The following is a 24,270-nucleotide window of genomic DNA, read 5'->3' as shown; positions in this document are numbered from 1 at the left end:
TTTTTGGTATAATACCGTGAGGTGATTTTTATGGCGAGCTTAAATAGATATAAATTTACATTTGGAAACAAAGCGCTCACTTTAACAACCAACCATGATAATTTGTTTATGGAAGAAGTCGAACGTGTTGCGAAAGAAAAATACCAAGCAATTAAGGAACAAATGCCAGAGGCAGATGATGAAACCATCGCGATCTTATTGGCAGTAAACAGTTTGTCCATGCAACTGAATCGCGAGATTGAGTTTGACGACAAAGAAAAAGAATTAGATGATTTTCGTCGCAAGGCTTTAGACGACTTAAAGGATAAATCATCCAAATAAGAGGAGATACATGTTAACTTTCTTAATCTTATTGATTTTGGCATGGAGCTTTTATATTGGCTATGCAAGAGGGATTATTCTCCAGTCCTATTATTTTCTAGTGACCTTAGTGGCCCTCTTGATTGCAGGTGGTAGCTACAAGGGGCTGGCCAAGGTGTTGTCTCTATGGGTTCCTTTTTCGAGTCCTACTCGGCAATCGGTGAATTATTTTTATGCCAACCGCTACCTATTTCAATTAGATGACATCTTTTATGCAGGTTTAGCTTATGTGTTGATTTTTGCGATGATCTACCTGATTGGTCGTGTGATTGGGATCTTTATGCACTTGGTACCTCAGCCAGAAAAACTGGAGGATCGCAAGTATCAAATCGGAGCGGGTGTGATCGCCGTCGTGATAACTCTCTTGGTCATCCAGATGGGCTTGACTGTCCTCTCGACAGTTCCCATGGCTTCCATCCAAAATAGACTAAATGCAAGTGGATTGATCCGCTTTATTATCCTTCATACCCCGATCAGTTCCAGTCTGTTCCACAACTTGTGGGTGACTGCGATTATCGGAGCTTAAGGAGCAAAAATGAAGAAAGGAGTGAGACAAGTCCGATTCAAGGAAGGACGCTCACTTTTTTTGTAGGAGAAACATGAATAAAAAAATCTTAGATATTCTGGAGTTTGACAAGGTCAAGCAACTCTTTGAACCCTATCTACAGACAGAACAAGGGGAGATGGAGCTAGTAGCCCTTACTCCAACTGATAAAAAAGAAAGCATCGAAACGGCCTTTATGGAGTTGGAAGATATGGAGCAGATCCTCTTGGAAGAGCCTCGCTTTGCCGTGTCGACCATTCAAGATGTCCGTCCAGTGGCCAAGCGTTTGGAGATGGAGGCATCTCTCAATATCGATGAATTACTAGCGCTAAAAGCTGTCCTTCGGGTGACACATGAGCTCAAGGATTTCTACGACAACTTGGAAAATGTCCGTCTGGAAAGGCTCAATCGCCTCTTTGACAATTTGGTGGATTTACCACGCCTACAAGGTGGGCTTCAAGCTATCAACGAAGGAGGCTTTGTCGAGTCTTTTGCCAGTGAAAAATTGGCCAAAATCCGCCGTCGAATCCAGGAAAATGAACACCAGGTCAGAGAGATTCTCCAAGACCTGCTGAAAAGCAAGGCCGATATGTTAGCGGATGCTGTGATTGCTAGTCGGAATGGCCGCAATGTTCTACCAGTAAAAAACACCTATCGTAACCGCATTGCAGGGGTGGTCCACGATATCTCAGCCAGCGGAAATACCGTTTATATCGAGCCTCGGGCAGTCGTCAATCTCAATGAAGAAATTGCCAACCATCGAGCCGATGAACGATATGAAATCATTCAGATTCTGGAGGAATTGTCTGACACCCTGCGCCCTCATGCGGCAGAGATTGCAAATAACGCTTGGATTATCGGTCACTTGGACTTGATCAAAGCCAAGTATCGGTTTATGCGCGATTGTAAGGCAGTGGTACCAGAGGTTAGCAGCAATCGCTCTATTCAGCTCTTGCAACTACGTCATCCCTTGATTGAAAATGCTGTCGCGAATGACCTACATTTTACCGAGGACTTGACAGAAATCGTGATTACCGGTCCCAATACAGGGGGGAAAACCATCATGCTAAAAACGCTGGGATTAGCGCAAATTATGGCCCAGTCTGGTCTTCCCATCCTAGCAGATCCAGGTAGTCGTGTGGGCATCTTCTCACAGGTCTTTGCAGATATTGGAGATGAACAATCGATCGAGCAGAGCTTGTCGACCTTCTCCAGTCATATGACCAATATCGTATCTATCTTGAATCAAGTGGATACCGCCTCCTTGATCCTTCTGGATGAGTTGGGGGCTGGAACCGATCCTCAAGAGGGGGCTGGCCTTGCTATTGCTATCCTAGAAGACCTGCGCTTACGCGGGATTAAGACCATGGCGACAACCCACTATCCAGAGCTCAAGGCTTATGGAATTGAGACTGCAGGAGTGCAAAATGCCAGTATGGAATTTGATACCGCGAGTCTGCGTCCGACCTATCGCTTCATGCAAGGAGTTCCTGGTCGCTCCAATGCCTTTGAGATCGCCCGCCGTTTGGGCTTGTCTGAGACCATTATCCAGGATGCCATGAAGATGACCAATACGGATAACGATGTCAATCAAATTATTGAAAAATTGGAGGCGCAGACCTTAGAAAGTCGCAAGCGCTTGGATACCATTCAAGAGGTCGAGCAAGAAAATCTCAAATTCAATCGTGCTCTTCGAAAACTCTATAACGAACTGACCAGAGAGAGAGAAACAGAGCTCAATAAGGCGAGGGAAGAAGCCAAGGAAATTGTGGACATGGCCCTCTCAGAGAGTGACCGCATCCTTCAAGGCCTTCACGCTAAATCCCAGTTGAAACCACATGAAATCATTGAAGCCAAGGCTCAGTTGAAAAAACTCGCTCCTGAGATCGTTGACCTTTCTAAAAATAAGGTTTTGAAAAAAGCCAAAAAGGCGCGTGCTCCTAAGGTAGGAGATGAAATCTTGGTTATCAGCTATGGCCAACGTGGAACCCTGGTCAAGCAACTCAAAGATGGTCGCTGGGAGGCACAAGTTGGCTTGATCAAGATGACCTTGGAAGAAAAAGAATTCAACCTCATCAAGGCTGAAAAAGAAGCGACTCAACCTAAGAAACGCCAGGTGAATGTCGTCAAACGCTCGAACACGAGTGGGCCGAGAGCGCGTCTAGACCTTCGTGGAAAACGCTATGAAGAAGCCATGCAAGAGCTAGATGGCTTTATTGATCAGGCTCTGCTCAACAACATGGCCCAAGTCGATATCATCCACGGAATCGGGACGGGAGTTATCCGTGAAGGGGTGACCAAGTACCTCCGCCGCAACAAACACGTCAAAAGTTTTGAATATGCCCCCCAAAATGCGGGCGGAAGTGGCGCGACTATTGTTACGTTTAAAGGATAAGTCAAGCCCTAGCTTTTCATTAGCTAGATTCAGATTGAAGAAAAAGTTATCTTAGAAACTTTCCTTAGGTGAGTACGGACGTCAGCGAACTTCGAAGAAGTTCCATGACTAAATTAAGATACAGAGGGCGTCTGCGGATAAAGTCAAAATAGGAAGTTTGACGCGAAATCTTTTGATTCTAGGAGAACTTATCTTTTTGACACAATCCGCAGCCCGAGTTCAATTCGTTTTGAGCCTCTTCCCTTTTCAATTTTTAGGCTCAGGCTAAAACAGTTCCCCAAACTGTTTTACTCTCAAAACTCCCGAGTGACTGAAACAATTGTGTTTCAGTCACTTTTCTCACGGCGGAAAGTTTCAGTATATGTTTGAATGAGCCTATTAGTATGTATCAGTTTTAATTATTCCATATCACTTAAGTTGTTTTAAGTAAAAAAATTTATCTACATTCTAAATCCTAGCTGTTTATCAGCTAGGGTTTTTAAAATTTTATAAAATGAAAATGATTGAAAGTTGTTGAAAAGGATTCGCTTTTAAATCTGATTTTCAGTAGGTCCTCCCTTTTAAAAGTGCTATAATAGAGGCAATGAATGATTTGGGAGGATACGCATGCGTAAACGTGAAAGTGCAGATTCGTGTACAACGATTCTAGTCGGAAAAAATGCTAGCTATGATGGTTCGACCATTGTAGCTCGAACGGAGGATTCTCAAAATGGCGTTTTTACGCCCAAGAAATTGATCGTGGTCAAACCAGAAGATCAACCGCGTCATTACAAGTCTGTTTTATCAACTTTTGAAATCGACTTACCAGGTAATCCAGTTCGCTATACAGCGGTTCCAGATGCGATTCCTAAAGACGGGATCTGGGGAGAAGCTGGGATCAATGTCTACAATGTAGCTATGAGTGAGACAGAGACCATTACGACCAATAGCCGTGTGCTAGGGGCAGATCCTCTTGTAGAGAGTGGCATCGGTGAGGAAGACATGTTGACCTTGGTCTTGCCTTATGTCAAGACTGCCCGCGAAGGGGTCTTGCGTCTCGGGAAGATCTTGGAAGAGTACGGAACTTATGAGTCTAACGGGATCGCGATTTCAGATGTGAATGAAATCTGGTGGTTGGAAACCATCGGAGGTCACCACTGGATGGCGCGCCGTGTCCCTGATGATGCCTATGTGACTAACCCGAACCAACTGGGAAGTGATTATTTTGAATTTGGCAATCCAGATGAGTTTCTTTGTGACCCGGATCTTGAACATTTTGTCACAGAGTACCATTTGATTCTGGATCAAGAAGGGAAAGGTTTTAATCCACGCTATGCCTTTGGTAGCCAAAAAGACAAGGACCGTCACTACAATACACCGCGGGCTTGGGCCATCCAGCGTTTCCTCAATCCTGAAATCGAGCAGGATCCACGGAGCTTTGAGATTCCTTGGTGTCAAAAACCTTATCGTAAGGTAACGATTGAAGATGTCAAATATATCTTGAGCAACCACTACCAAGACACTATCTACGATCCTTATGGTCCTGAAGGAGATCACGTGAGTCAGCGGACCTTCCGGACGATCGGGATCAACCGGACCAGCCAGACAGCGATTCTGCAATTGCGTCCCAATAAACCACAAGAAACGACAGGCATCCAATGGATTTCTTATGGCTCCATGCCTTACAATACAGCTGTTCCTTTCTTTACCCAAGTGGATACAACGCCAGACTACTTTGCCAATACGACGGCTAAGGTAACAACGGATTCCTTCTACTGGGCCAACCGGATTATTGCGGGACTGGCAGATTCTCACTATGCTCACCATGTTGGTGATTTGGACGATTACCAAGAAACGACAATGGCCTGGGGACATGCGCGCATCAAGAAAGTCGATCGTGCACTTGCAGCAGGTGAAACCGTTGATTTTGAAGCGGAAAACCAAGCCATGAGTGATCAAATCCAGGAAGCGACAGATCAACTCTTGGACAAGATTTTGCTCGATGCTAGCAACCTCATGACCAATCACTTCTCCTTGAGTGATTAAAAACCGTAAATTTTCAGGTGGTTTACAATATATTTTCAGAAATGATTGACAAACTTTTGAAAATCGATTAAAATAGAGAAAATTACATACGACCGAATGAAGTTTGCAGGAGCGTGAGTAACTGTGAATGGACGGAACTCTGGAGAGACCAGAAATGGCACCGAAGGGGCAAGGTAGAGGATACATCTACTCAAACTCTCAGGTAAAAGGACAGAGCGAAAGATAGGGAAAGCCCCCTATTTTAAGCAGGACCAGAGTACATGTTTGACATGTGCTCTTTCTTTTTCTCTTTTCTGTCGAGCGGTCGATGAAAAAGGAGACAGAAAATGGATCATGTATTGCAGTTTTTTCAACAACTCGATAATCTAGTGTGGGGCGCCCCGTTATTGGTGCTCTTGGTAGGAACAGGGATCTACCTGACCCTTCGCTTGGGTTTGCTTCAGATACGCTACCTTCCAAAAGCTTTTCGCTTGATCTTTACAGAAGATGAGGGACACGGGGATATCTCGAGTTTCGGAGCACTTGCGACAGCTCTAGCGGCTACTGTAGGGACGGGGAATATTGTAGGGGTAGCTACAGCGATTCAGACAGGTGGCCCAGGTGCCCTCTTTTGGATGTGGATGGCTGCTTTCTTTGGAATGGCGACCAAGTATGCAGAAGGGCTCTTAGCCATTCGTTATCGGACCAAGGATGACAATGGTCACATCTCGGGTGGTCCGATGTACTACATTCTTCACGGGATGGGAGAGAAGTGGCGACCACTGGCTATTTTCTTTGCGGTTGCAGGAGTGTTGGTAGCTCTCTTTGGGATCGGAACCATGACCCAGGTTAATTCCATTACGGGATCCCTTCAAGCAAGTTTTGGAATAGCTCCAGAAGTGGCTAGTGTAGTGATTGCGCTGGTGGTTTCGACCATCATCTTTGGAGGGATTCACTGGATTTCCAAAGTCTCTGAAAAAGTGGTCCCTTTTATGGCTGCTGCCTATATCTTTGCGACTGTTACGATCATTGCCTTGCATCTGGACCAATTGCTTCCAGCCTTAAAAGCAGTCTTTTCGGGTGCTTTTACAGGGACTGCAGCCATGGGAGGTTTTGCAGGAGCAACGGTCAAAATGGCTATCCAAAAAGGGGTGGCGCGTGGGGTTTTCTCCAATGAATCTGGTCTCGGATCTGCACCCATTGCAGCCGCCGCAGCGAAGACCAATGAGCCCGTCGAGCAAGGTTTGATCTCCATGACAGGAACCTTTATTGACACCATTATCATCTGTAGTTTGACAGGACTTTCGCTCTTGGTTTCAGGTGAGTGGATGGCTAAGGGCAGCACTAGTACCCTGACTCAGGATACGTTTACAGGCGTCTTTGGCCTAGTCGGAGGCATCATTCTGACCCTATGTTTGGTGCTTTTTGCGACCACGACTATTCTTGGATGGTCTTATTACGGAGAGCGGTGTTTTGAATTCCTATTTGGTGTTAAACATATCAACCTCTATCGGACCTTCTTTGTTTTTATGGTTGGACTGGGAGGTTTCCTTAAACTGGATCTGGTCTGGGTGATTGCGGATATTGTTAATGGGCTGATGGCTTTGCCCAACCTGATTGCCCTCTTAGCCCTCTCCCCTGTCATCATCAAAGAAAGCAAACAATACTTTAAGAAATAAGAAAACCCAGATCGCGAGGTCTGGGTTTTCTTGTCTATGTGAGATAGGAACATTTAATAGCGTTTTTCTTTTGGCCAGCTGCTCATTTCGGCGATGGCAGTGAAGAGCACATCTGTCGAAGAGTTGAGGGCTGTTTCACAAGAGTCTTGGATGACCCCGATGATAAAGCCGACGCTGACGACTTGCATGGCCAAATCATTGGTGATACCAAAGAGGCTACAAGCAACAGGGATGAGAAGGAGAGATCCTCCCGCAACTCCAGATGCTCCACAAGCAGAGATAGCCGCTACCACACTCAGAATGAGCGCCGTTCCAAAGTCAACCTGAATGTGCAGGGTATTGGCAGCAGCGAGCGTCAAAATATTGATCGTCACGGCTGCGCCTGCCATGTTTACAGTTGAACCAAGTGGAATGGAGACAGAATAGGTGTCTGGGTTCAGCCCCAACTCTTCACAGAGACGCATATTGACAGGGATATTGGCTGCAGAGCTTCGCGTGAAGAAGGCTGTTACCCCACTGACACGGAGGCATTTAAAAACAAGGGGATAAGGGTTCTTGCGAATCATGAAAAAGACGATCAATGGATTGATGACCAGGGCTACAAATGCCATGGTACCAACCAAAACAAGTAAGAGAATCCCGTAGTTACTAAGGGCACTGAGTCCTTGGCCAGCGATGGTCGTGAAGACCAAGCCTAAGATCCCAAATGGAGCTAGGTTGATAATCCACTCAACAATTTTTGAAGTGATGTCTGCTAGAGTTTGGAGGAGGTCTTTACTATGTTCACTCGCCTCTCTCATGGCAATCCCAAAGACGGTTGCCCAAGAAAGGATCCCAATGTAGTTGGCTTGCTGCAAGGCGTTGACCGGGTTGTCGACGATCTTGAGCAAGAGGTTACTAATCACTTCGCCAATCCCGTTTGGAGAGGATCCTTCAGCGGCCTTTCCAGTCAGGGTAATGGTGATAGGGAAAATGTAATTGACCAAAACAGCGACGAAGGCAGCTGCAAAGGTTCCTAGGAGATAGAGGACGATGACCTTTTTCATATTGGTCTCTGTCCCTTTTTGGTGTTGGGAGAGGGCATTTGCGACGAGCGCAAAGACCAGAAGGGGTGCGATCGCACGGAGCCCTCCAACAAAGAACTCTCCTAAGAGTCCAATGCCAGTTGCTTTCGGGAAGATAAGGGCTAGGATGACTCCAAGTACAATCCCGATTGCGATCCTTTTCATAAGGTTGGTTTTATTCCAAGTGGTAATCAATCGATGAATCATGTAAGAACTCCTAAAAAAATAATTAAGGAATATTATACGATAGTTAAGGACGAAAAGCAATGACATTTTCAAAAAATAGCCTTATTTCCGAATATTTGATATAATCATACTATTCTTTGTTAGAAAGGCCCGAATAAATGAGTCAAGCTTTCCAACGTTATTTCAGTAAAATGGACTGGACAAAGATTTTTGATGATCTGATGTCAAAATGCATCTCTCTGATTTTTGTCTTTCTCTTATTTTTTATCGCTAAAAAGGTCATCCATAGTCTGGTCAAGCGGATTTTAGCTCCTTCCTTTAAATATACGGTGCAGGATGAAGCCCGTAAAAATACGATTCTCCGTTTGATTGAGAGCCTTTTAAACTATTGTTTGTATTTCATCTTGATCTACTGGATTTTGTCGATTCTGGGTCTTCCAGTCTCTAGTCTCTTGGCTGGTGCTGGGATTGCTGGGGTGGCGATTGGGATGGGAGCCCAGGGCTTTCTTTCCGATTTGGTCAATGGTTTCTTTATCCTTTTAGAACGCCAGTTGGACGTGGGAGACAATGTTCGTCTCACGAATGGGTCTATCAATATTGCCGGAATCGTCAGCAGTGTCGGGATTCGGACGACCCAGGTGCGGGACTTTGATGGGACTCTCCACTTTGTTCCGAATCGCAATATCACCGTCGTCAGCAATCTCTCACGTGGTGATATGCGCGTGCTGGTGGATATTCCGCTAGATGCGAATACCGATCTCGACAAGATCTATCAGGTGATTGCTCAGGTTAATCAGTCTCAACAAGACAAACACCCAGAAGTGTTGACAGGTCCTACGATATTAGGCCCACAGATTGAAAAAAATGGTCGTTATTCCTTCCGCATTGCTATGACTGCGCAAAATGGAACCCAGACAACTGTCTATCATACCTACTATAAACTCTACCATGATGCCTTGATGGAAGCAGGGATTAGCCTACCGACAGGAAAGAACGGGATCATGTAATAAGAAAAGCTCAGAAATTAGAATGTAGATAAGATCCTCTTAGAAACTTTCCTTAGGTGAGAACGGACGTCAGCGAACTTCGAAGAAGTTCCATGACTAAATCAAGATACAAAGGGCGTCTGCGGATAAAGTCAAAATAGGAAGTTTGACGCAGAATCTTTCGATTCTAGGAGGACTTATCTTTTTGACACAATCCGCAGCCCGTGTTCAATTCGTTTTGAACCCCTTCGCTTTTTAATTTTTAGGCTCAGGCTAAAACAGTTCCCCGAACTGTTTTACTCTCAAAACTCCCGAGTGCCTGAAACGTTATTGTTTCAGGCACTTTTCTCACAGCGGAAAGTTTAAGTAGACGATTGAATCATTCTATCGAATAAATTAATTTATGAACCAATTTTTTATATTTTTTAACACAAAAAAGAGGCTGGGACAAAAGTCCTAGCCTCTCAATTATTTTTGGATTGTCGAGCAAGACGCAGTGGTTGAGTGGGCTCTACTACGCTGATTTCATCAGCTTTTACAACCCTACTCAACTGTGCGGAGGTGGGACGACGAAATCGAATTCTAACGAATTACCGATTTCTGTCCCACTCTCTTTTTTGGTCTATTTTAAGTGGCAGTATTTGAAGTCCAGCTTTTTAATCTGGTCCCAATTTTTTCGAGCCTCTGGTGGCAAGACGATGAGTTGCTTGCGTAGCATAGTCGTGATTTCAAGATTTAATGATTCGATCGGGAGGGCAATGGCTACGGAACTTTTTGCCCTTTGGATCTTATTCATGCAATATTCAATATGATGGCAAGCTGCACCGGTCTGTGATTGACGGCTAGCTGCGATTTCTTGTCGCATATTGGAGAGTAATTGGACCAATTCAGACTTAAGGAATTCGATCGTATCTGATTTTTCTTGAGCTAAAAGAAACATAAGCACACCTCCTTTTGCTACAGTTTAATACTAATTTATTAAAAATGCAAGGGGAAAAAGTAAAAAAAATAAAATTTTTTTAGAAAAAGATACAGAAAAAGAGATGGCTCACATCTCCTCACTAGAGACGGTCGAGTCCCTTGTCTTAAAAATGGCTTTCCTCCCTTGGTCGGGTTGTCTTGACAGAGGCTGGTAGCTATAAAAAAACTCCTGAAACATACTGGTTTCAGGAGTTGAGAGGCTTTGACCCGAAGGTCTTAAAGAAAAATATCGATTGATTATACAAGACCTTGTGCAATCATCGCGTTTGCGACATTTTCAAAGGCAGCGATGTTGGCACCTGCAAGGTAATCTTTACCAAGACCGTAAGTTTCTGCAGTTGTTTTAGCAGTGTTGAAGATGTTGGTCATGATGTCTTTCAAACGTCCGTCCACTTCTTCGCGTGTCCATGAAAGACGTTGGCTGTTTTGGCTCATTTCAAGAGCAGATACAGCAACCCCACCAGCATTGGCTGCTTTAGCAGGTCCGTATAGGATACCATTTTCTTTGTATACGTTGATGGCATCGATGTTACTTGGCATGTTTGCTCCTTCAGAGACAACTTTTACACCTTGAGCGACCAAACGTTTTGCAGCATCGCCATCGATTTCATTTTGAGTTGCACATGGAAGAGCGATATCATAGTTACCAGCATAAGTCCATACAGAACCTTCGTAGTAAGTAGCAGTTGGTTTTTCAGCAGCGTATTCAGTCAAACGTGCACGACGTTTTTCTTTGACGTCTGTAAGAAGGTCGAAGTCAATACCGTTTTCGTCGATCACGTAACCGTTTGAGTCAGATACAGAGATAACAGTTGCACCAAGTTCAGTTGCTTTTTGAAGAGCGTATTGAGCAACGTTACCAGAACCTGAGATCACGACTTTCTTACCAGCAAAGCTGTCGCCATTTGCTTTGAGCATTTCTTCAGTGTAGTAAACCAAACCATAACCAGTTGCTTCTGGACGGATCAAGCTACCACCGAAACCAAGAGGTTTACCAGTCAAGACACCAGCATCAAATTGGCGAAGGCGTTTGTATTGACCGTAAAGGTATCCGATTTCACGTCCACCAACCCCGATATCACCAGCTGGGACATCAAGAGAAGGACCGATGTGTTTTTGCAATTCCGTCATGAAGCTTTGGCAGAAACGCATCACTTCAGCGTCTGTTTTTCCTTTAGGATCGAAGTCAGATCCACCTTTACCACCACCGATAGGAAGACCAGTCAAGACGTTTTTGAAGATTTGTTCGAAACCGAGGAATTTCAAGATCCCTTGGTTAACAGTTGGGTGGAAACGAAGACCACCTTTGTAAGGACCAACAGCAGAGTTGAATTGAACACGGTAACCACGGTTTACTTGGATGTTTCCTTCACGGTCAACCCAAGGAACACGGAAAGAAATCACGCGTTCAGGTTCTGTAATACGAGCCAAAATGTTTTCTTCGATGTATTCAGGATGTTTTTCGAAAACAGGTTCCAAAGTGCTGAGGAACTCTTCAACAGCTTGAAGGAATTCAGCTTCGTGGCCGTTACGAGCTTTTACAGTTTCGAAGGTGCTTTGGATATATTCTTTAGCAGTTGTCATGTTAATTCTCCTTTGTGAATGAAACGAAAACCAGCAAACCCGCTAGGGGAGTGGCTTTGAGACAGTTGACAAACAATGTCATGTTTTATTACATGGATCATTATAGCAGACTTTTTTTGGCTTGTAAAGAAAAAAGTTGAATTTTCTGAAAACTTTATCGAGACTAGGAAAGTCCGAATGTTTGGAAGAATTTTTAGCTTTGATTGTCCGGAAGCTTCCAAGTGATGGTATAATGAAAGAAGAAAATAGAGAGCATCCCGAACGATTCTGTTGGTGGTGTTTCAAAAAAGGAGTACAAGATGGTATCGACAAAAACGCAAATTGCTGGTTTTGAATTTGACAACTGCTTGATGAATGCGGCAGGTGTAGCCTGTATGACCACTGAGGAATTAGAAGAAGTGAAGAACTCAGTTGCTGGGACGTTTGTGACCAAGACAGCGACCTTAGAATTCCGTGCTGGCAATCCAGAGCCACGCTACCAAGATGTCCCACTGGGCTCAATCAATTCGATGGGGCTACCTAACCAAGGCTTGGACTATTATTTGAATTACCTATTGGAGTTGCAAGAAACAGATCCCGATCGGACCTTCTTCTTATCTCTCGTCGGCATGTCTCCAGAGGAAACCCATACCATCTTGAAAAAGGTGCAAGACAGTGACTTTAAAGGCTTGACAGAGTTGAACCTATCTTGTCCCAATGTCCCTGGAAAACCTCAGATTGCCTATGATTTTGATACGACAGATCGGATCTTGTCCGAGGTCTTTGCCTATTTCACCAAACCTCTTGGCATCAAGTTGCCACCTTATTTTGATATCGTTCATTTTGATCAGGCGGCAGCGATCTTTAACAAATACCCGCTCAAGTTTGTCAATTGCGTCAATTCGATCGGAAATGGCCTCTACATCGAGGATGAATCCGTGGTGATCCGTCCTAAAAACGGATTTGGTGGGATTGGTGGAGAATACATCAAACCAACGGCTCTCGCCAATGTCCATGCTTTTTACCAACGTCTGAACCCAGAAATTCAGATTGTGGGGACAGGGGGCGTCTTGACTGGTCGCGATGCTTTTGAGCATATTCTTTGTGGGGCTAGTATGGTGCAAATCGGAACGACACTCCATAAAGAAGGAGTAGGAGCTTTTGACCGCATCACTGCGGAGCTCAAAGCCATCATGGAAGAAAAAGGCTACCAAAGCCTGGAAGACTTCCGTGGGAAATTGCACTACATTGACTAATCTTTCGAAAAGAACTTCCTCAAGTGGAAACTTGGGGAAGTTTTTTATGGTTTCTTATCAAGAGAGATCATTCTGTTCCTAGTTTTAGGAATTTTCCATTTTTATAGAGAGAAAAAGGTGTACAATGGAGGTGAAAAGGAAGGTGATTTCTATGGAAGAAAGGGACGTGATTCAAGAGGCAAGGACGACGATCACCCTTCTTCAAACAGCCTTTTCTAAAGGATTCACCTCCAGTCCAGATGCCCTTCGATTTGAGGAAAATCTAGATTGGATTTTAAGAGTTTTATCAAAGGCTAAGCGAATAGACAATCGTCTGTTGATTGAGTTGGAAAAGTTTTATCAGACCGCCAGTTTATTGATTGGTCTGGGTGGGCTAGCTTTGAACGAAGAGGCCTTTCAAGCTTGGCGAGCTTATGATCACTGGCATTACGAGGTTGTGAAGCCTCAGTTACAGGTCTATGGACCGACGGTGGTTTTGTAGTTGATGTGCCTTGAGTTTGTCCACAGATATTCAGAGGAGGTGTTGGTCATGGTAGTCCTTCATGATTTTCTACATCAGTTAACCCTATCGTTTTGGAATTTTTATTACTCGCTCTTTTTCTTATTTGAAAAATAAGTGGGAATGCCTTTATCCCTTTTACTAGTATAGTAGAAGGGTTTTTTGATGCAGAATCCTTGAAAATCTGAGGCTCTTGGATTATGATGGAGCTAATAGATGTCAAGCGTTCCCTGTGGGGAATGCAGGAAGCGAGGAAAAAAGATGGCAGAGATTTATCTAGCAGGTGGCTGTTTTTGGGGCTTAGAGGAATATTTTTCACGGATCCCCGGTGTAGAAGAGACGACGGTGGGCTATGCCAATGGCCAGGTAGAAACGACCAATTACCAACTGATCAAGGAAACGGATCATGCAGAAACTGTTCAGGTCATCTACGATCCAGATAAAATTACCCTACGATCGATTCTGCTCTACTATTTCCGTGTGATCGATCCCTTGTCTATTAACAAGCAGGGAAATGATCGAGGACGCCAATATCGGACCGGTGTCTATTACCTAGACGAGGCAGATCGTGAAGTGATCGTCCAAGTGTTTGCGGAAGAAGAGAAGCAACTGAGCAGCAAAATAGCGGTTGAGCTAGAGACTTTGCGCCACTACATCCTAGCTGAGGACTACCACCAAGACTACCTCAAGAAGAATCCTGGAGGCTATTGCCATATCGATGTGACGGATGCAGCCCAACCCTTGATTGATCCGGCAGCTTATCAGAAGCCAGATCAAGAAACCTTAAAAGCGAAACTGACAACAGAACAGTACCAAGTCACTCAAGAAAGTGCGACGGAACGTCCTTTCCACAATGCCTATGATCAGACCTTTGAAGAGGGCATCTATGTGGATATTACGACTGGGGAGCCACTCTTTTTTGCCAAGGATAAGTTTGCATCTGGCTGTGGCTGGCCAAGTTTCTCCCGTCCCATTGCCAAAGATGTCGTCCACTATTACCAGGATCATAGCCATGGAATGGAGCGGATCGAAGTTCGTTCCCGCTCAGGCAATGCCCATCTCGGCCATGTCTTCACCGATGGACCCAAAGACCAAGGTGGCCTTCGCTATTGTATCAATTCGGCCTCTCTGCGCTTTATTCCAAAAGAGGAAATGGAGCAAGAAGGTTATGGGTATTTGTTAAAGGTTTTGAGATAATAGAAAAAGCATCTTAGAAACTTTCCTTAGGTGAGTACGGACGTCAGCGAACTTCGAAGAAGTTCCATGACTTAGTTTTGAACCTAAGGTTTCAAAACTCCCGAGTGCCTGAAACAATTATGTTTCAGGCACTTTTCTCACAGCGGAAAGTTTCAGTAGATGCTTGCACCAGTTGAAAATCGTGATGATGTTTTCCGGCGGTTTACTGCAGATGATTTATGTCAAAAAGTTCCTCTGCATTCTAAGGGGAGGAAGCCTCTTTTTTCTATCCTATAATTCCTATAATTTTGATAAAAGAAATTAAAATGAAGTGTTCTCAAGGTAGGTGAGCTGTGCTATAATAAAGATTGCTTTATAAAATAGTGGGATTGAGAAATCTTTATATTTTAGCATACGATTAGATGAATGAGGTGAGGATATGACGAAATTCTTGAAGGCTATATTGTCGATCACTCTTTTTGAATTTTTTGATCTATTTGTTTTAGAACTCGCGGCAGTTGGTATTACAACCTTATTTAATGGGAGTGCCTCTTTATTTATTTGTATTCAAATGGCTCTTCGTATTTTGTTGATCCTTGCTCTTGTTTTGTGGATGAAAAAGAAAGGGATTCTCGTAAATTTTTATAGTTCGAAATGGAAATGGTCTTATCTGTTTTATTTCCTTCTGGTTATTTTATATAGTATGGTGTCGAAGTGGGTTATAACTACATTTCAGGACCGGATTGTTTTTGCACCAGAAACTGTTCTGATCAAGCTACCGGATTCGGTGTATTTAAAAGGGTTGGGGATTTCAATAATATTGGATTTTGCAGTATCCATCATTATCGCTCCAATCAGTGAGGAATTATTTTATCGTTCCTATTTAATGAATTGTTTCTTTAAAAATAATCGATTTCACTTCGATATTCTGTTATCCGCTTTCTTGTTTTCTGCTGCTCATTTTGTTTATCGATTTCGAGATCCGATTATGTTGACTGATTATTTTATTTTTGGGGTGTTCTTAGCAGCAGTTTATAAAAAGCACAGAGATCTACGATTGGTGATCCTCCTACATAGTTTCAGTAATTTCTTAGTTTACTGGAAACCAATTTGGATATTCGTCTACAATTATATCTACTGGCATTATTTGGTGTGACGAAGCTATTTTTTCAAGTAATTAATCATTTAAAAGTTCTGTTTTGCAGAACTTTTTTTCTCCTCTTAAAAATTGTGATACAATGAAGAGAAAGTATTTCAATGACAGCTCAATCTGTTGGCGGATCATTGGAGAAACTAGGTACGAAGAAGAGGTAGGAATGTTAGAGAAGTGGGAGAGTGTGAAAGGAACCATCAAAACGATGGGAAAAGAGCTATCGGCAGCCTTTGATTGGGCTTTTGATCGTCTTTTTTCAAAGATTCGACTGACCAATGAACAGTTTGTCTATGTGCTCTTGTCTGTCGTTTTTATCGTGGCCAATGCCATTTTGTGGGTGCAAAAGTTTCAAGGCTTTCCGATTACCGCAACCGAACGGCCAGAGGTTGTGTACAAGGCAAAAACACCGGCTGATCAGATTCCTCATACAGCGCGGATCATGGCTAATGGAGACCAGCTCTACCATGATTTGCTTTATATGAGCGCGCAAAAAGAAGATGGAAGCTATGATTTTCATGAAAATTATGAGTATGTCAAACCCTGGCTACAAAAAGCGGATCTAGCCTTGGGCGATTTTGAGGGAACCATTAACCCGAATTATTATTTGTCAGGATATCCTCTTTTTAATGCGCCGAGCGAAGTCGTACCAGCCATCAAGGATGCTGGTTATGATGTCATGGATTTGGGACACAACCACATCCTGGATTCAGGTCTAGAAGGGGTCTATTCGACAGCCAAGGCCTTTGAAGATGCAGGCATCACACCTGTCGGTGTCTACACGCATGAAAAGAGAGGCCAGGCCCCCTTGGTGATCAAGGAAGTGAATGGCATCAAGATTGCTATTCTAGCCTATGCTTACGGCTTTAATGGGATGGAAACGACGCTCACTCCAGAAGAGCAGGCGGATGTCTTGTCTGATTTGGATGAAGAGCGGATGAAGGCGGAGATCCAAAAGGCAGAGCAAGAGGCAGATATTACTATTGTCATGCCTCAGATGGGAATCGAGTACCAGTTGGAGCCGACAGAAGAGCAAAAAGAGCTCTATCACAAGATGGTTTCTTGGGGAGCTGATATCGTCTTTGGCGGTCATCCCCATGTTGTAGAGCCTGCTGAAGTGGTCAATAAAGATGGTCAAAACAAGCTTATCATCTACTCAATGGGGAATTTCCTTTCCAATCAGCGTCTGGAAACCATGGAAGATGTAGAGACTGCCCAATGGACAGAGCGAGGGGTCTTGATGGATGTGACCATCGAAAAGGTTGGTCGCAAGACACGGATTAAGACGGCTACTGCTCATCCAACCTGGGTCAGTCGGACTCCGAAGGGCACCTATTCTCCTGAAGGCTATGACTTGTACAAGTACCAGACCTATATTTTGGAAGATTTTATCCAGGGTGGCAAATACCGCGACAAGCTGGATGAGGAGACCAAGGAGAGAGTGGATACGGCCTACCGAGAAATGAAGGAACATGTTCACTTGGACTGGCCTCAGAGTGGAAAGGAATAGAGCATGGAAGGAAATGTGAACTGGATCCCGCTTGGGATCCTAGGATTGATAGTGGTGATTTGGGCAACCAAATTTCTTACGGCTATCCGCCTCAAGCAAAAGCTGAAGAAGGCTTGGGATGGAGCGCCTTTCTTTCGCAAGAAAGACACAGAAGAAAGTTTGATAGATAGTCTGACTTATCCAGCTAAGGGAAGGACGATCGATAGCCAAGTGGATGATCAGACCTGGCATGATTTGGCTTTGGATGCGGTCTTTGATCAGCTCAACTATACCCAATCGAGCCTTGGGGCAGAGGCTCTCTATCAAAAAATGCGCCTGCTGGAATTCCAGCCTCAGGACCAGCTTCATGACTTAGAAGCCTTCTTTGAAGAGCATCCTGATTTGCGCCTCAAGGTCCAGGTCATTTTCAACCAACTGGGCAAGAAGAACCACAACATGGCGCGGAGCATTGTCGCAAATCCCGGCAAGCATTATGCAGGTTTGCCCCTCTATCTAGCCTTGGCCTGCCTTCCCATTGTCTGTCTCTTTGCCATCCCCTTTGAGCCAGTCGGTGCCATTACCCTCTTGGTTATCAGTGTGGTCTTTAATATTGTCTTTTCGAGTTTGCGCAATTGGTCCAATAAAATCCGTCTGGATAATGTTAGCTATCTGGTTCGCATCTTTGCTTCGGCTGAACGCTTGAGCGATCTAGCCTTGCCACAACAAGAAGAACTAAAGCAAGCGGTCAAACCCTTTAAGAAAACGCGGATCCTTGCCAGTGTCTTGCAGAGTCCAACGGGGACCTCTGAGATGGAAATTGTTCTCCTCTACCTCAACGTCCTCTTTTTACTCCCGCAGATCGCTCAGGTTTATATTTACAATCAGGTGAAGGCTCATCAAAAAGAGGCCCAGAAGCTTCTGGATCTCCTTGGAGAGATGGAAGTTGCTATTAGCCTCTTGCGCCACAAGCGAGACCTAGAAGTAGTCTGTCAGCCAGTCTTTACAGAGACGGGTGGCATTGAGGGCGAGACGCTCTATCATCCCTTGCTGTCTAATCCGATTGCGAATGATGTGCATTTTCAAAAAAATATGGTCATCAGTGGGGACAATGCTTCCGGGAAATCGACCTATTTGAAAACTGTCGCCATCAATGCCATTCTGGCTCAAGGGTTAGGCTTTGCCTATGGAGAAAAATTAGCCCTTCCCTATGGTCATGTGCTAACGGCTATGGATGTGAGCGATGACATTGAAGTTGGAGATAGTTACTTCATCACCGAAAGTAAAGCTATTTTACGTATGATTCAGCATCTGAAAAAGCCTGGTTTTCACTATTTCTTTATTGACGAGCTCTTTAAGGGGACCAATACCATCGAGCGGATCGGATCAGGCCTTGGGATTGTCCGCTGGTTGGCTGTTCAAAACTGTCTCTACATGATTTCCAGTCATGATATTGAGCTGGTCGCAGCCTCCGGTGAAGTCAATGATAATTACCATTTTGACAGTCGCTATGTGGATGGCAAGATCGTCTTTGACTACCAGATCAAGCCAGGGTCAGCCGTGACTAAGAATGCGGTCAATACCCTAGAAAGCCTGCATTATCCAGAGGAGATTACGCAAACAGCCAAGGACTTGATTGACCAGTATGAAGAGACGGGCCACTGGTCTTTGAAAGAAATTAAAAAAGAATGAAAATGAACGAAGGAGTTTGTTAATGATCGGTTTAGGGACCCTCTATAATGCCTTAGGGGTCGTATTTGGTGGGCTTTTAGGACTGCTCATTGGTCAACGTTTATCAGAAGATTTTCATGAGACCCTTCTGAAAGTGACAGGAGTTGCTGTTTTTGTCTTGGGTATTGCAGGGTCCTTGGAAAAGATGCTGGTGGTGCATGGAAGTCATGTGGAGAGTCACGGCAGTATGATGTTGATTCTGAGTCTAGTAATCGGGACCGTTATCGGGGAACTCTTGAAGATTGAGGAGGGTTTTGAGCGACTGGGAACCTGGCTGAAGGAAAAGACGGGCAACCAAGGCGATTCCAGCTTTGTCGATGCCTTTATGACCACGGCCTTGACCATTTGTATCGGGGCTATGGCGGTAGTCGGAGCAGTCCAGGATGGCTTGACAGGTGACACCTCGACCTTGTTGGCTAAGGCTATTCTGGATATGGTCATCGTTCTAGTCTTGACCGTTTCAAAAGGAAAGGGCGCAATCTTTGCGGTGGTACCACTCGTGATCCTTCAAGGTTTGATCACGCTGTTGGCTCATTTGATCGCACCGATCATGACTCCACAAGCCCTTTCGAATCTGTCACTAGTTGGCTCCAGCCTCATTCTCTGTGTAGGGATCAATCTCATCTGGGGTAAACGGATCAAGGTCGCCAATCTCCTTCCAGCAGTGCTGATTGCCATTATTTGGGCTTTTGTTGGGTGAAAAATAGAAGCTAAGCAGTAGTTTCAGATTTAAGACAAAGTCATATTAAAAACTTTCCTTAGGTGAGTACGGACGTCAGCGAACTTCTAAGAAGTTCCATGACTAATTATTGAGCCTAAGGTCTCAATAATTCCGAGTGCCTGAAACGTTATTGTTTCAGGCACTTTTCTCACAACGGAAAGTTTCTAAGATGATTTTGTATCCAATCTGAATTATTTTCCTTTTCTTTTGCAAATACGGGAATTCATTTATGGAAAACCTGATTTTTGGTATGATAGTCGTAATTTCGAATAGGGAGGTTGGAGTCGCCATGAGTGATTTGAATCAGACAGTTGAATTTATTAAAGAAATAGAGAAATTGAAGTCAGTAACAAGGTTTAATAGAACTCTTGATGGACGGTTTGAAAATAGTGCCGAGCATTCTTGGCAGGGTGCGATAGCTGCGATGGTTCTGCAAGATTATTATCCTGAAAAATTGAATATGGAAAAGGTGATTTCTATGTTACTGATCCATGATTTAGGTGAGATTTATGCCGGAGATACTTGGGTGTTTGATGATGAAAAAAAGCTTCATGCTCATGATAGAGAGCTAGCATCTATAGAAAAAACAATGAGCCTTCTTCCAGAAGTAACATATGTGAGTATGAAAAATTCGTGGTTGGAGTTTGAAAAAGAGCAGAGTCCTGAGGCAAGATATGCAAGAGTGATTGACGCATTGGTACCACTGATCAATCACTTGGAAGTGTCAGAAGTCGATTATAATCCCGATCATATCCGTTCAGAGATGGTATTAGAAAAGAAAAAGTTCATAAAAAGTGAATCCAAAGAGTTGTGGAAACTGACGGAAGAGTTAATTCAGGAAAGTGTGGAGAAGGGCTTATATTCATAAGATCCCTTGGCCATCAGTAGCAACCTTCAGCCCAAGAGGAAGCCACCTGTTTTCGCGGGTGGTTTTGACTTGCTTGATCTGTGGTATAATGGAACCAGATAATTTACACCCTTTGAAAGGGAAAAGGTTAGATTGTATGATTAAGTTGATTGCTACAGATATGGATGGAACCTTATTAGATGAGCGAGGAGAGGTGGATCTTCCGCGTCTGGAAAGGCTTTTGGACCACTTGGATCAAAAAGGGATTCGCTTTGTCATTGCGACGGGAAATGAAATCCATCGCATGCGCCAGCTCTTGGGTCCTTTGGTCAAGCGGGTGACTCTGGTCGTAGCCAACGGAGCTCGGATTTTTGAGGATGACCAGATGATTCTAGGAAAATTCTGGGATCGAGAACTAGTAGAGGCGGTTCTTGCTTTTTTTAAGGGGCGGGAAATTTCAGACCAGCTGGTTGTGTCAGCAGTTAATGGTGGCTTTGTCAAGGAAGGCACGTTCTTTACAGAAGTTGAGAAATTCATGCAGCCGGAAGTGATTGAAGCCTTGTACAAGCGGATGAAGTTTGTCCCCGAATTGACAGCAGATCTATTTGATCAGGTGCTTAAAATGAGCTTGGTTGTTGGCTTGGATCGTCTCGATCAAGTGCGTCGGGAAGTCCAGCAGGCTTTTGGAGATCAGCTCATGGCGGTTTCGAGCGGTTTTGGCAGCATGGATCTCTTACAAGCAGGCATTCACAAGGCTTGGGGTCTGGCTCAATTAATGGAGATGTGGCAGCTTGATGCCAGCCAGGTCATGGCCTTTGGGGATAGTGGAAACGACATCGAAATGCTTGAAATGGCAGGTCATTCCTATGCTGTGGCTAATGCAGAAGAAGCTGTCAAAGCTGTTGCCAAACATCTAGCACCGAGTCATCAGGAAGGTGGTGTCTACCAGGTGATCGAAGAGTATCTAGGATTGACCCCCTGGGAACAAGTGAAAGGAAAGAAGTAGATGGCAGTACAACTGTTAGAAGACTGGCTCTTAAAGGAGCAGGAGAAAATCATAACAACCTATCGGGAGCTCAATCAAGCCCCTCTGAAAGAGCCTGGTTTGATCTTTATCGGAGACTCCATCGTAGAGTATTTTCCCATTCATGAACTATTACAAAGTCCCAAGCACATGGTCAATCGAGGAGTGCGAGGCTATAAGACGGGTCTTCTTCGTGAGCATCTAGACGCCCATGTCTTTGGAACGGCGGTGGATCAGATCTTTCTCTTGATCGGGACCAATGATATCGGAAAAGAAATTCCTCAAAAGGAAACCTTAGACAATGTAGAAGCGGTCTTACAAGCAATTATGAGGGACTTTCCGCTGACCCACATCAACCTGATCTCGGTTTTACCGGTGAGTCAAGAAGAGCGCTACAAACAAAAGGTCTATGTGCGGACCAATGAAAAAATTCAGGCCCTCAACCAGGCCTATCGCGAATTGGCCCAGGCCTACCAACAGGTCAGCTATGTCGATGTGTATTCGTCTTTATTGGATGAAAAGGGGCAGTTGGCAGAAGCCTATACGACAGATGGACTTCATTTAAGTGTGGCTGGTTACCGCATCCTAGCCCAAGCTCTGCAGGAGACGTTATAGAGAAAACGTCTGTAGCAGGCAACTAGCGTTAACAGTAAAAGCCATAGTTTACATGGTTTTTGGCTTGTAAATAATTAGAGTTCACCCAATTTTTTATACATACAAATAAGCGGGCTTCATGACAAAGCTCGCTTTTTCTGTTATGAAAGAAATAACTTATTTTCTAGTTTTTAGATAAATCATCTCTCCAAATATCCTTGACGGTCACATCCCCCCAATTCTTTGGGCTGAAGCGACTAGAGTAGATGGAGGTCCAATCTTTCAGGACTTTATTGCGGAGGACATCATCTGCTTCCTTGCGAATGCCTTCAATAGTCTTTCCATGCTCTGCCAGAAAGGCTTCCACTTGAGACTGTTGATAATATCTCACGCTATTCTCATCCTGATACCACATATAGCGTTCTATTTTTTTATTTGTTACACTATATGTATAACTTACATTTATTGTATTTTTTGTCTCAGGGAGTTTTATTCTCATAAAAATAAAAACTTCAGGTGCTCTATAATTCGAAAAATAAAATTGATAACCTAATTTCCCAATGTTTCTAGGCAAGGATGATGCTGTGTATTCAACACTATGTTTATAAACATCCTTTGAATCATTATCCGTAATATGGACATCATTTAAATTATTAAACACACTTTTACGCCATAAAAATTCAATATTCTGGTAATCACTCTTCTCATAATATATTTCATCAAAAATATTGTGAATCCGCTGATGCTTATAGTACTGAAAGCCACCAAAAGATAAACACAAGGCTATAAAAATTGAAATAAGTAGTAGTCTTTTTTTCTTCATCATTCTTCTCACACGCATCTATTCTTCGGGCAAATTACGGCCTCTCAAGTTCACCGATCCACCACTTGAGCTTTAAAGTGTGCTGGTTTATCGTCTACATTTGTAATGGTGATGGTAAATTTCTTATTATTCGTGACATCAAAAACTTTTTCACCTAGGTAGTTGACGACAATCCCATCTTCTACCAATTGAATAGCCTGTTGAGTGTTAGAAATCTCCATAGAACCATTTTCAGTATCACCGATCTTCACGACTTTTTGTCCTTCTACTTCAAATAACACATCACCAAATTGTTCAGACCAAACAGTCATTCCAGATAATTTAATTTTTTGATCATCCTTCTTTTCTAAAATCAATTCCGAACTATACTCTAGCTGTTCCGTATTAGGATAAACTTTAAATTGAACGCTTTGACCAGGCTGGAGGGTATAGCTCCCATAAGTAAAGATCGAATAAACAAACCAAACTGCAAATGAAGCACATAAGAATCCAATGATCTTTCGTGAACGTTTGCTTTTAAAACGATGTAAAAGTAAGACGAGAGAAATAATAAATATCAGGGGTGTTATCATTTGTCTTCCTTTCTTGTAACTAGAATAAGAAACTTGTGGATCAACTGTTTGCAATTTCTAGAAAGTTACCGATCCACCACTCGCGCTTCAAAGTTAGCTGGCTTGTCGTCTACATTGGTGATGGTTATTGTATAGGGCTTGTTATTGGTTACATTAAAAACTTTTTCCCCCTGGTAACTGACAACAATTCCATTATGAACTAAATGGATACCTTTTTGATTATTGGGCAACTCTTCATCAGCATCTTCTGACTGATGGCTTCGAACAAGTTTTTGCCCTTCAACATCATAAAAAATATCGCCATGCATCTCAAACCAAACTCCTGAACCTGATAATTTAAGCCTATTAGTATCTTTTTTTTTCAAGATTAATTCTGAGTAGTATTCTACATCTTGTATCCGAGGATTTACTGTAAAGTTTACCGACTCTCCTGGCTGCAGAGTATATTTACCAAGCTTTTGTGCCCATAGATAAAACAGAAAACTAGCTACTATGACTACAACAAGTACTAAACTACAACCTAAATTCCAATTCGATTTTTTCTTCATGCTCATTTGTGAGTCTCCTTATAGTCGTTAATTCCGTCTTGAATCATCTGAGCATCACCTGGATTATCTCCATAATTTCCA

General features: G+C 43.5%; 22 protein-coding genes and 1 riboswitch. Of the genes, 16 read left to right on the top strand and 6 right to left on the bottom strand.

What is annotated here, in order from left to right; genetic code table 11:
- The first annotated feature begins 30 nt into the window (after positions 1 to 30).
- The 5 genes from HMPREF1195_RS06085 to HMPREF1195_RS06065 all read left to right on the top strand — a co-directional run bounded on the left by HMPREF1195_RS06085 (position 31) and on the right by HMPREF1195_RS06065 (position 6,982).
- Complete coding sequence (locus tag HMPREF1195_RS06085) at positions 31 to 321, top strand: hypothetical protein (RefSeq protein ID WP_003005477.1); 291 nt, start codon at positions 31 to 33, stop codon at positions 319 to 321.
- A 10-nt stretch (positions 322 to 331) separates the two neighbouring features.
- Entirely contained in the window at positions 332 to 886 is a 555-nt protein-coding gene (locus HMPREF1195_RS06080; protein WP_023919139.1) for a CvpA family protein, read from the top strand.
- 73 nt (positions 887 to 959) lie between these two features.
- Entirely contained in the window at positions 960 to 3,299 is a 2,340-nt protein-coding gene (locus HMPREF1195_RS06075; protein ID WP_023919138.1) for an endonuclease MutS2, read from the top strand.
- Between the two features lie 606 nt (positions 3,300 to 3,905).
- Positions 3,906 to 5,324: a C69 family dipeptidase gene (locus tag HMPREF1195_RS06070; RefSeq protein WP_023919136.1), complete on the top strand. Its 1,419-nt coding sequence runs from the start codon at positions 3,906 to 3,908 to the stop codon at positions 5,322 to 5,324.
- A 129-nt stretch (positions 5,325 to 5,453) separates the two neighbouring features.
- A riboswitch (glycine riboswitch) is annotated at positions 5,454 to 5,548 on the top strand.
- 102 nt (positions 5,549 to 5,650) lie between these two features.
- Positions 5,651 to 6,982, top strand: coding sequence for an alanine/glycine:cation symporter family protein (locus tag HMPREF1195_RS06065; protein ID WP_023919134.1), 1,332 nt, complete (start codon positions 5,651 to 5,653; stop codon positions 6,980 to 6,982).
- 53 nt (positions 6,983 to 7,035) lie between these two features.
- On the opposite strand, the gene sstT is transcribed toward HMPREF1195_RS06065, so the two are convergent.
- Positions 7,036 to 8,253, bottom strand: a complete 1,218-nt coding sequence (sstT, locus tag HMPREF1195_RS06060; protein ID WP_023919132.1) for a serine/threonine transporter SstT — start codon at positions 8,251 to 8,253, stop codon at positions 7,036 to 7,038.
- 137 nt (positions 8,254 to 8,390) lie between these two features.
- Between sstT and HMPREF1195_RS06055 the strand changes: the two genes are divergently transcribed.
- The gene (locus tag HMPREF1195_RS06055) at positions 8,391 to 9,239 is read left to right on the top strand and encodes a mechanosensitive ion channel family protein (RefSeq protein ID WP_023919130.1); all 849 of its coding nucleotides are present in this window, start codon (positions 8,391 to 8,393) and stop codon (positions 9,237 to 9,239) included.
- 601 nt (positions 9,240 to 9,840) lie between these two features.
- Here the strand turns inward: HMPREF1195_RS06055 and HMPREF1195_RS06050 are convergent.
- Entirely contained in the window at positions 9,841 to 10,158 is a 318-nt protein-coding gene (locus HMPREF1195_RS06050; RefSeq protein WP_023919128.1) for a hypothetical protein, read from the bottom strand.
- A 278-nt stretch (positions 10,159 to 10,436) separates the two neighbouring features.
- Positions 10,437 to 11,783 carry an NADP-specific glutamate dehydrogenase gene (gene gdhA / locus HMPREF1195_RS06045; RefSeq protein WP_003004977.1) on the bottom strand — a complete coding sequence of 449 codons (1,347 nt, stop codon included), beginning with the start codon at positions 11,781 to 11,783 and terminating at the stop codon, positions 10,437 to 10,439.
- Between the two features lie 299 nt (positions 11,784 to 12,082).
- Here gdhA and HMPREF1195_RS06040 point away from each other — a divergent pair, with 299 nt between their 5' ends.
- The 10 genes from HMPREF1195_RS06040 to HMPREF1195_RS05995 all read left to right on the top strand — a co-directional run bounded on the left by HMPREF1195_RS06040 (position 12,083) and on the right by HMPREF1195_RS05995 (position 22,267).
- The gene (locus tag HMPREF1195_RS06040; protein ID WP_023919126.1) at positions 12,083 to 13,018 is read left to right on the top strand and encodes a dihydroorotate oxidase; all 936 of its coding nucleotides are present in this window, start codon (positions 12,083 to 12,085) and stop codon (positions 13,016 to 13,018) included.
- 124 nt (positions 13,019 to 13,142) lie between these two features.
- The gene (locus tag HMPREF1195_RS06035) at positions 13,143 to 13,499 is read left to right on the top strand and encodes a hypothetical protein (protein ID WP_023919124.1); all 357 of its coding nucleotides are present in this window, start codon (positions 13,143 to 13,145) and stop codon (positions 13,497 to 13,499) included.
- Between the two features lie 279 nt (positions 13,500 to 13,778).
- Entirely contained in the window at positions 13,779 to 14,714 is a 936-nt protein-coding gene (gene msrB / locus HMPREF1195_RS06030; protein WP_023919122.1) for a peptide-methionine (R)-S-oxide reductase MsrB, read from the top strand.
- A gap of 418 nt (positions 14,715 to 15,132) precedes the next feature.
- Entirely contained in the window at positions 15,133 to 15,849 is a 717-nt protein-coding gene (locus HMPREF1195_RS06025; RefSeq protein ID WP_023919120.1) for a CPBP family intramembrane glutamic endopeptidase, read from the top strand.
- Positions 15,850 to 16,009: 160 nt separating this feature from the next.
- A complete protein-coding gene (locus HMPREF1195_RS06020) occupies positions 16,010 to 17,353 on the top strand; it encodes a CapA family protein (RefSeq protein WP_023919118.1) in 1,344 nt (447 codons plus the stop codon).
- Positions 17,354 to 17,356: 3 nt separating this feature from the next.
- Positions 17,357 to 19,021 (top strand): MutS-related protein, encoded by a 1,665-nt coding sequence (locus HMPREF1195_RS06015; protein ID WP_023919116.1) that lies wholly within the window; start codon positions 17,357 to 17,359, stop codon positions 19,019 to 19,021.
- Positions 19,022 to 19,043: 22 nt separating this feature from the next.
- A complete protein-coding gene (locus HMPREF1195_RS06010; RefSeq protein WP_023919114.1) occupies positions 19,044 to 19,760 on the top strand; it encodes a DUF554 domain-containing protein in 717 nt (238 codons plus the stop codon).
- 310 nt (positions 19,761 to 20,070) lie between these two features.
- The gene (locus HMPREF1195_RS06005) at positions 20,071 to 20,649 is read left to right on the top strand and encodes an HD domain-containing protein (RefSeq protein WP_023919112.1); all 579 of its coding nucleotides are present in this window, start codon (positions 20,071 to 20,073) and stop codon (positions 20,647 to 20,649) included.
- Positions 20,650 to 20,785: 136 nt separating this feature from the next.
- Positions 20,786 to 21,634 (top strand): HAD family hydrolase, encoded by an 849-nt coding sequence (locus tag HMPREF1195_RS06000; RefSeq protein ID WP_023919110.1) that lies wholly within the window; start codon positions 20,786 to 20,788, stop codon positions 21,632 to 21,634.
- On the top strand, positions 21,635 to 22,267 hold the full coding sequence (locus tag HMPREF1195_RS05995) for an SGNH/GDSL hydrolase family protein (protein ID WP_023919108.1): 633 nt from the start codon (positions 21,635 to 21,637) through the stop codon (positions 22,265 to 22,267). It begins immediately after the preceding gene.
- Between the two features lie 163 nt (positions 22,268 to 22,430).
- On the opposite strand, the gene HMPREF1195_RS05990 is transcribed toward HMPREF1195_RS05995, so the two are convergent.
- From HMPREF1195_RS05990 to HMPREF1195_RS05980, 3 genes are all read right to left on the bottom strand, one after another.
- Positions 22,431 to 23,069 carry a TipC family immunity protein gene (locus tag HMPREF1195_RS05990; protein WP_023919106.1) on the bottom strand — a complete coding sequence of 213 codons (639 nt, stop codon included), beginning with the start codon at positions 23,067 to 23,069 and terminating at the stop codon, positions 22,431 to 22,433.
- A gap of 50 nt (positions 23,070 to 23,119) precedes the next feature.
- Entirely contained in the window at positions 23,120 to 23,641 is a 522-nt protein-coding gene (locus HMPREF1195_RS05985; RefSeq protein WP_023919104.1) for a hypothetical protein, read from the bottom strand.
- A 65-nt stretch (positions 23,642 to 23,706) separates the two neighbouring features.
- Entirely contained in the window at positions 23,707 to 24,195 is a 489-nt protein-coding gene (locus HMPREF1195_RS05980) for a hypothetical protein (protein ID WP_023919102.1), read from the bottom strand.
- Positions 24,196 to 24,270 lie beyond the last annotated feature (75 nt).

Origin of the sequence: Streptococcus parasanguinis CC87K (assembly GCF_000507765.1) — a bacterium.
GTDB lineage: Bacteria > Bacillota > Bacilli > Lactobacillales > Streptococcaceae > Streptococcus > Streptococcus parasanguinis_J.
Note: the sequence above shows the minus strand (reverse complement) of the source record. Positions and strands in the feature narration are given on the sequence as shown.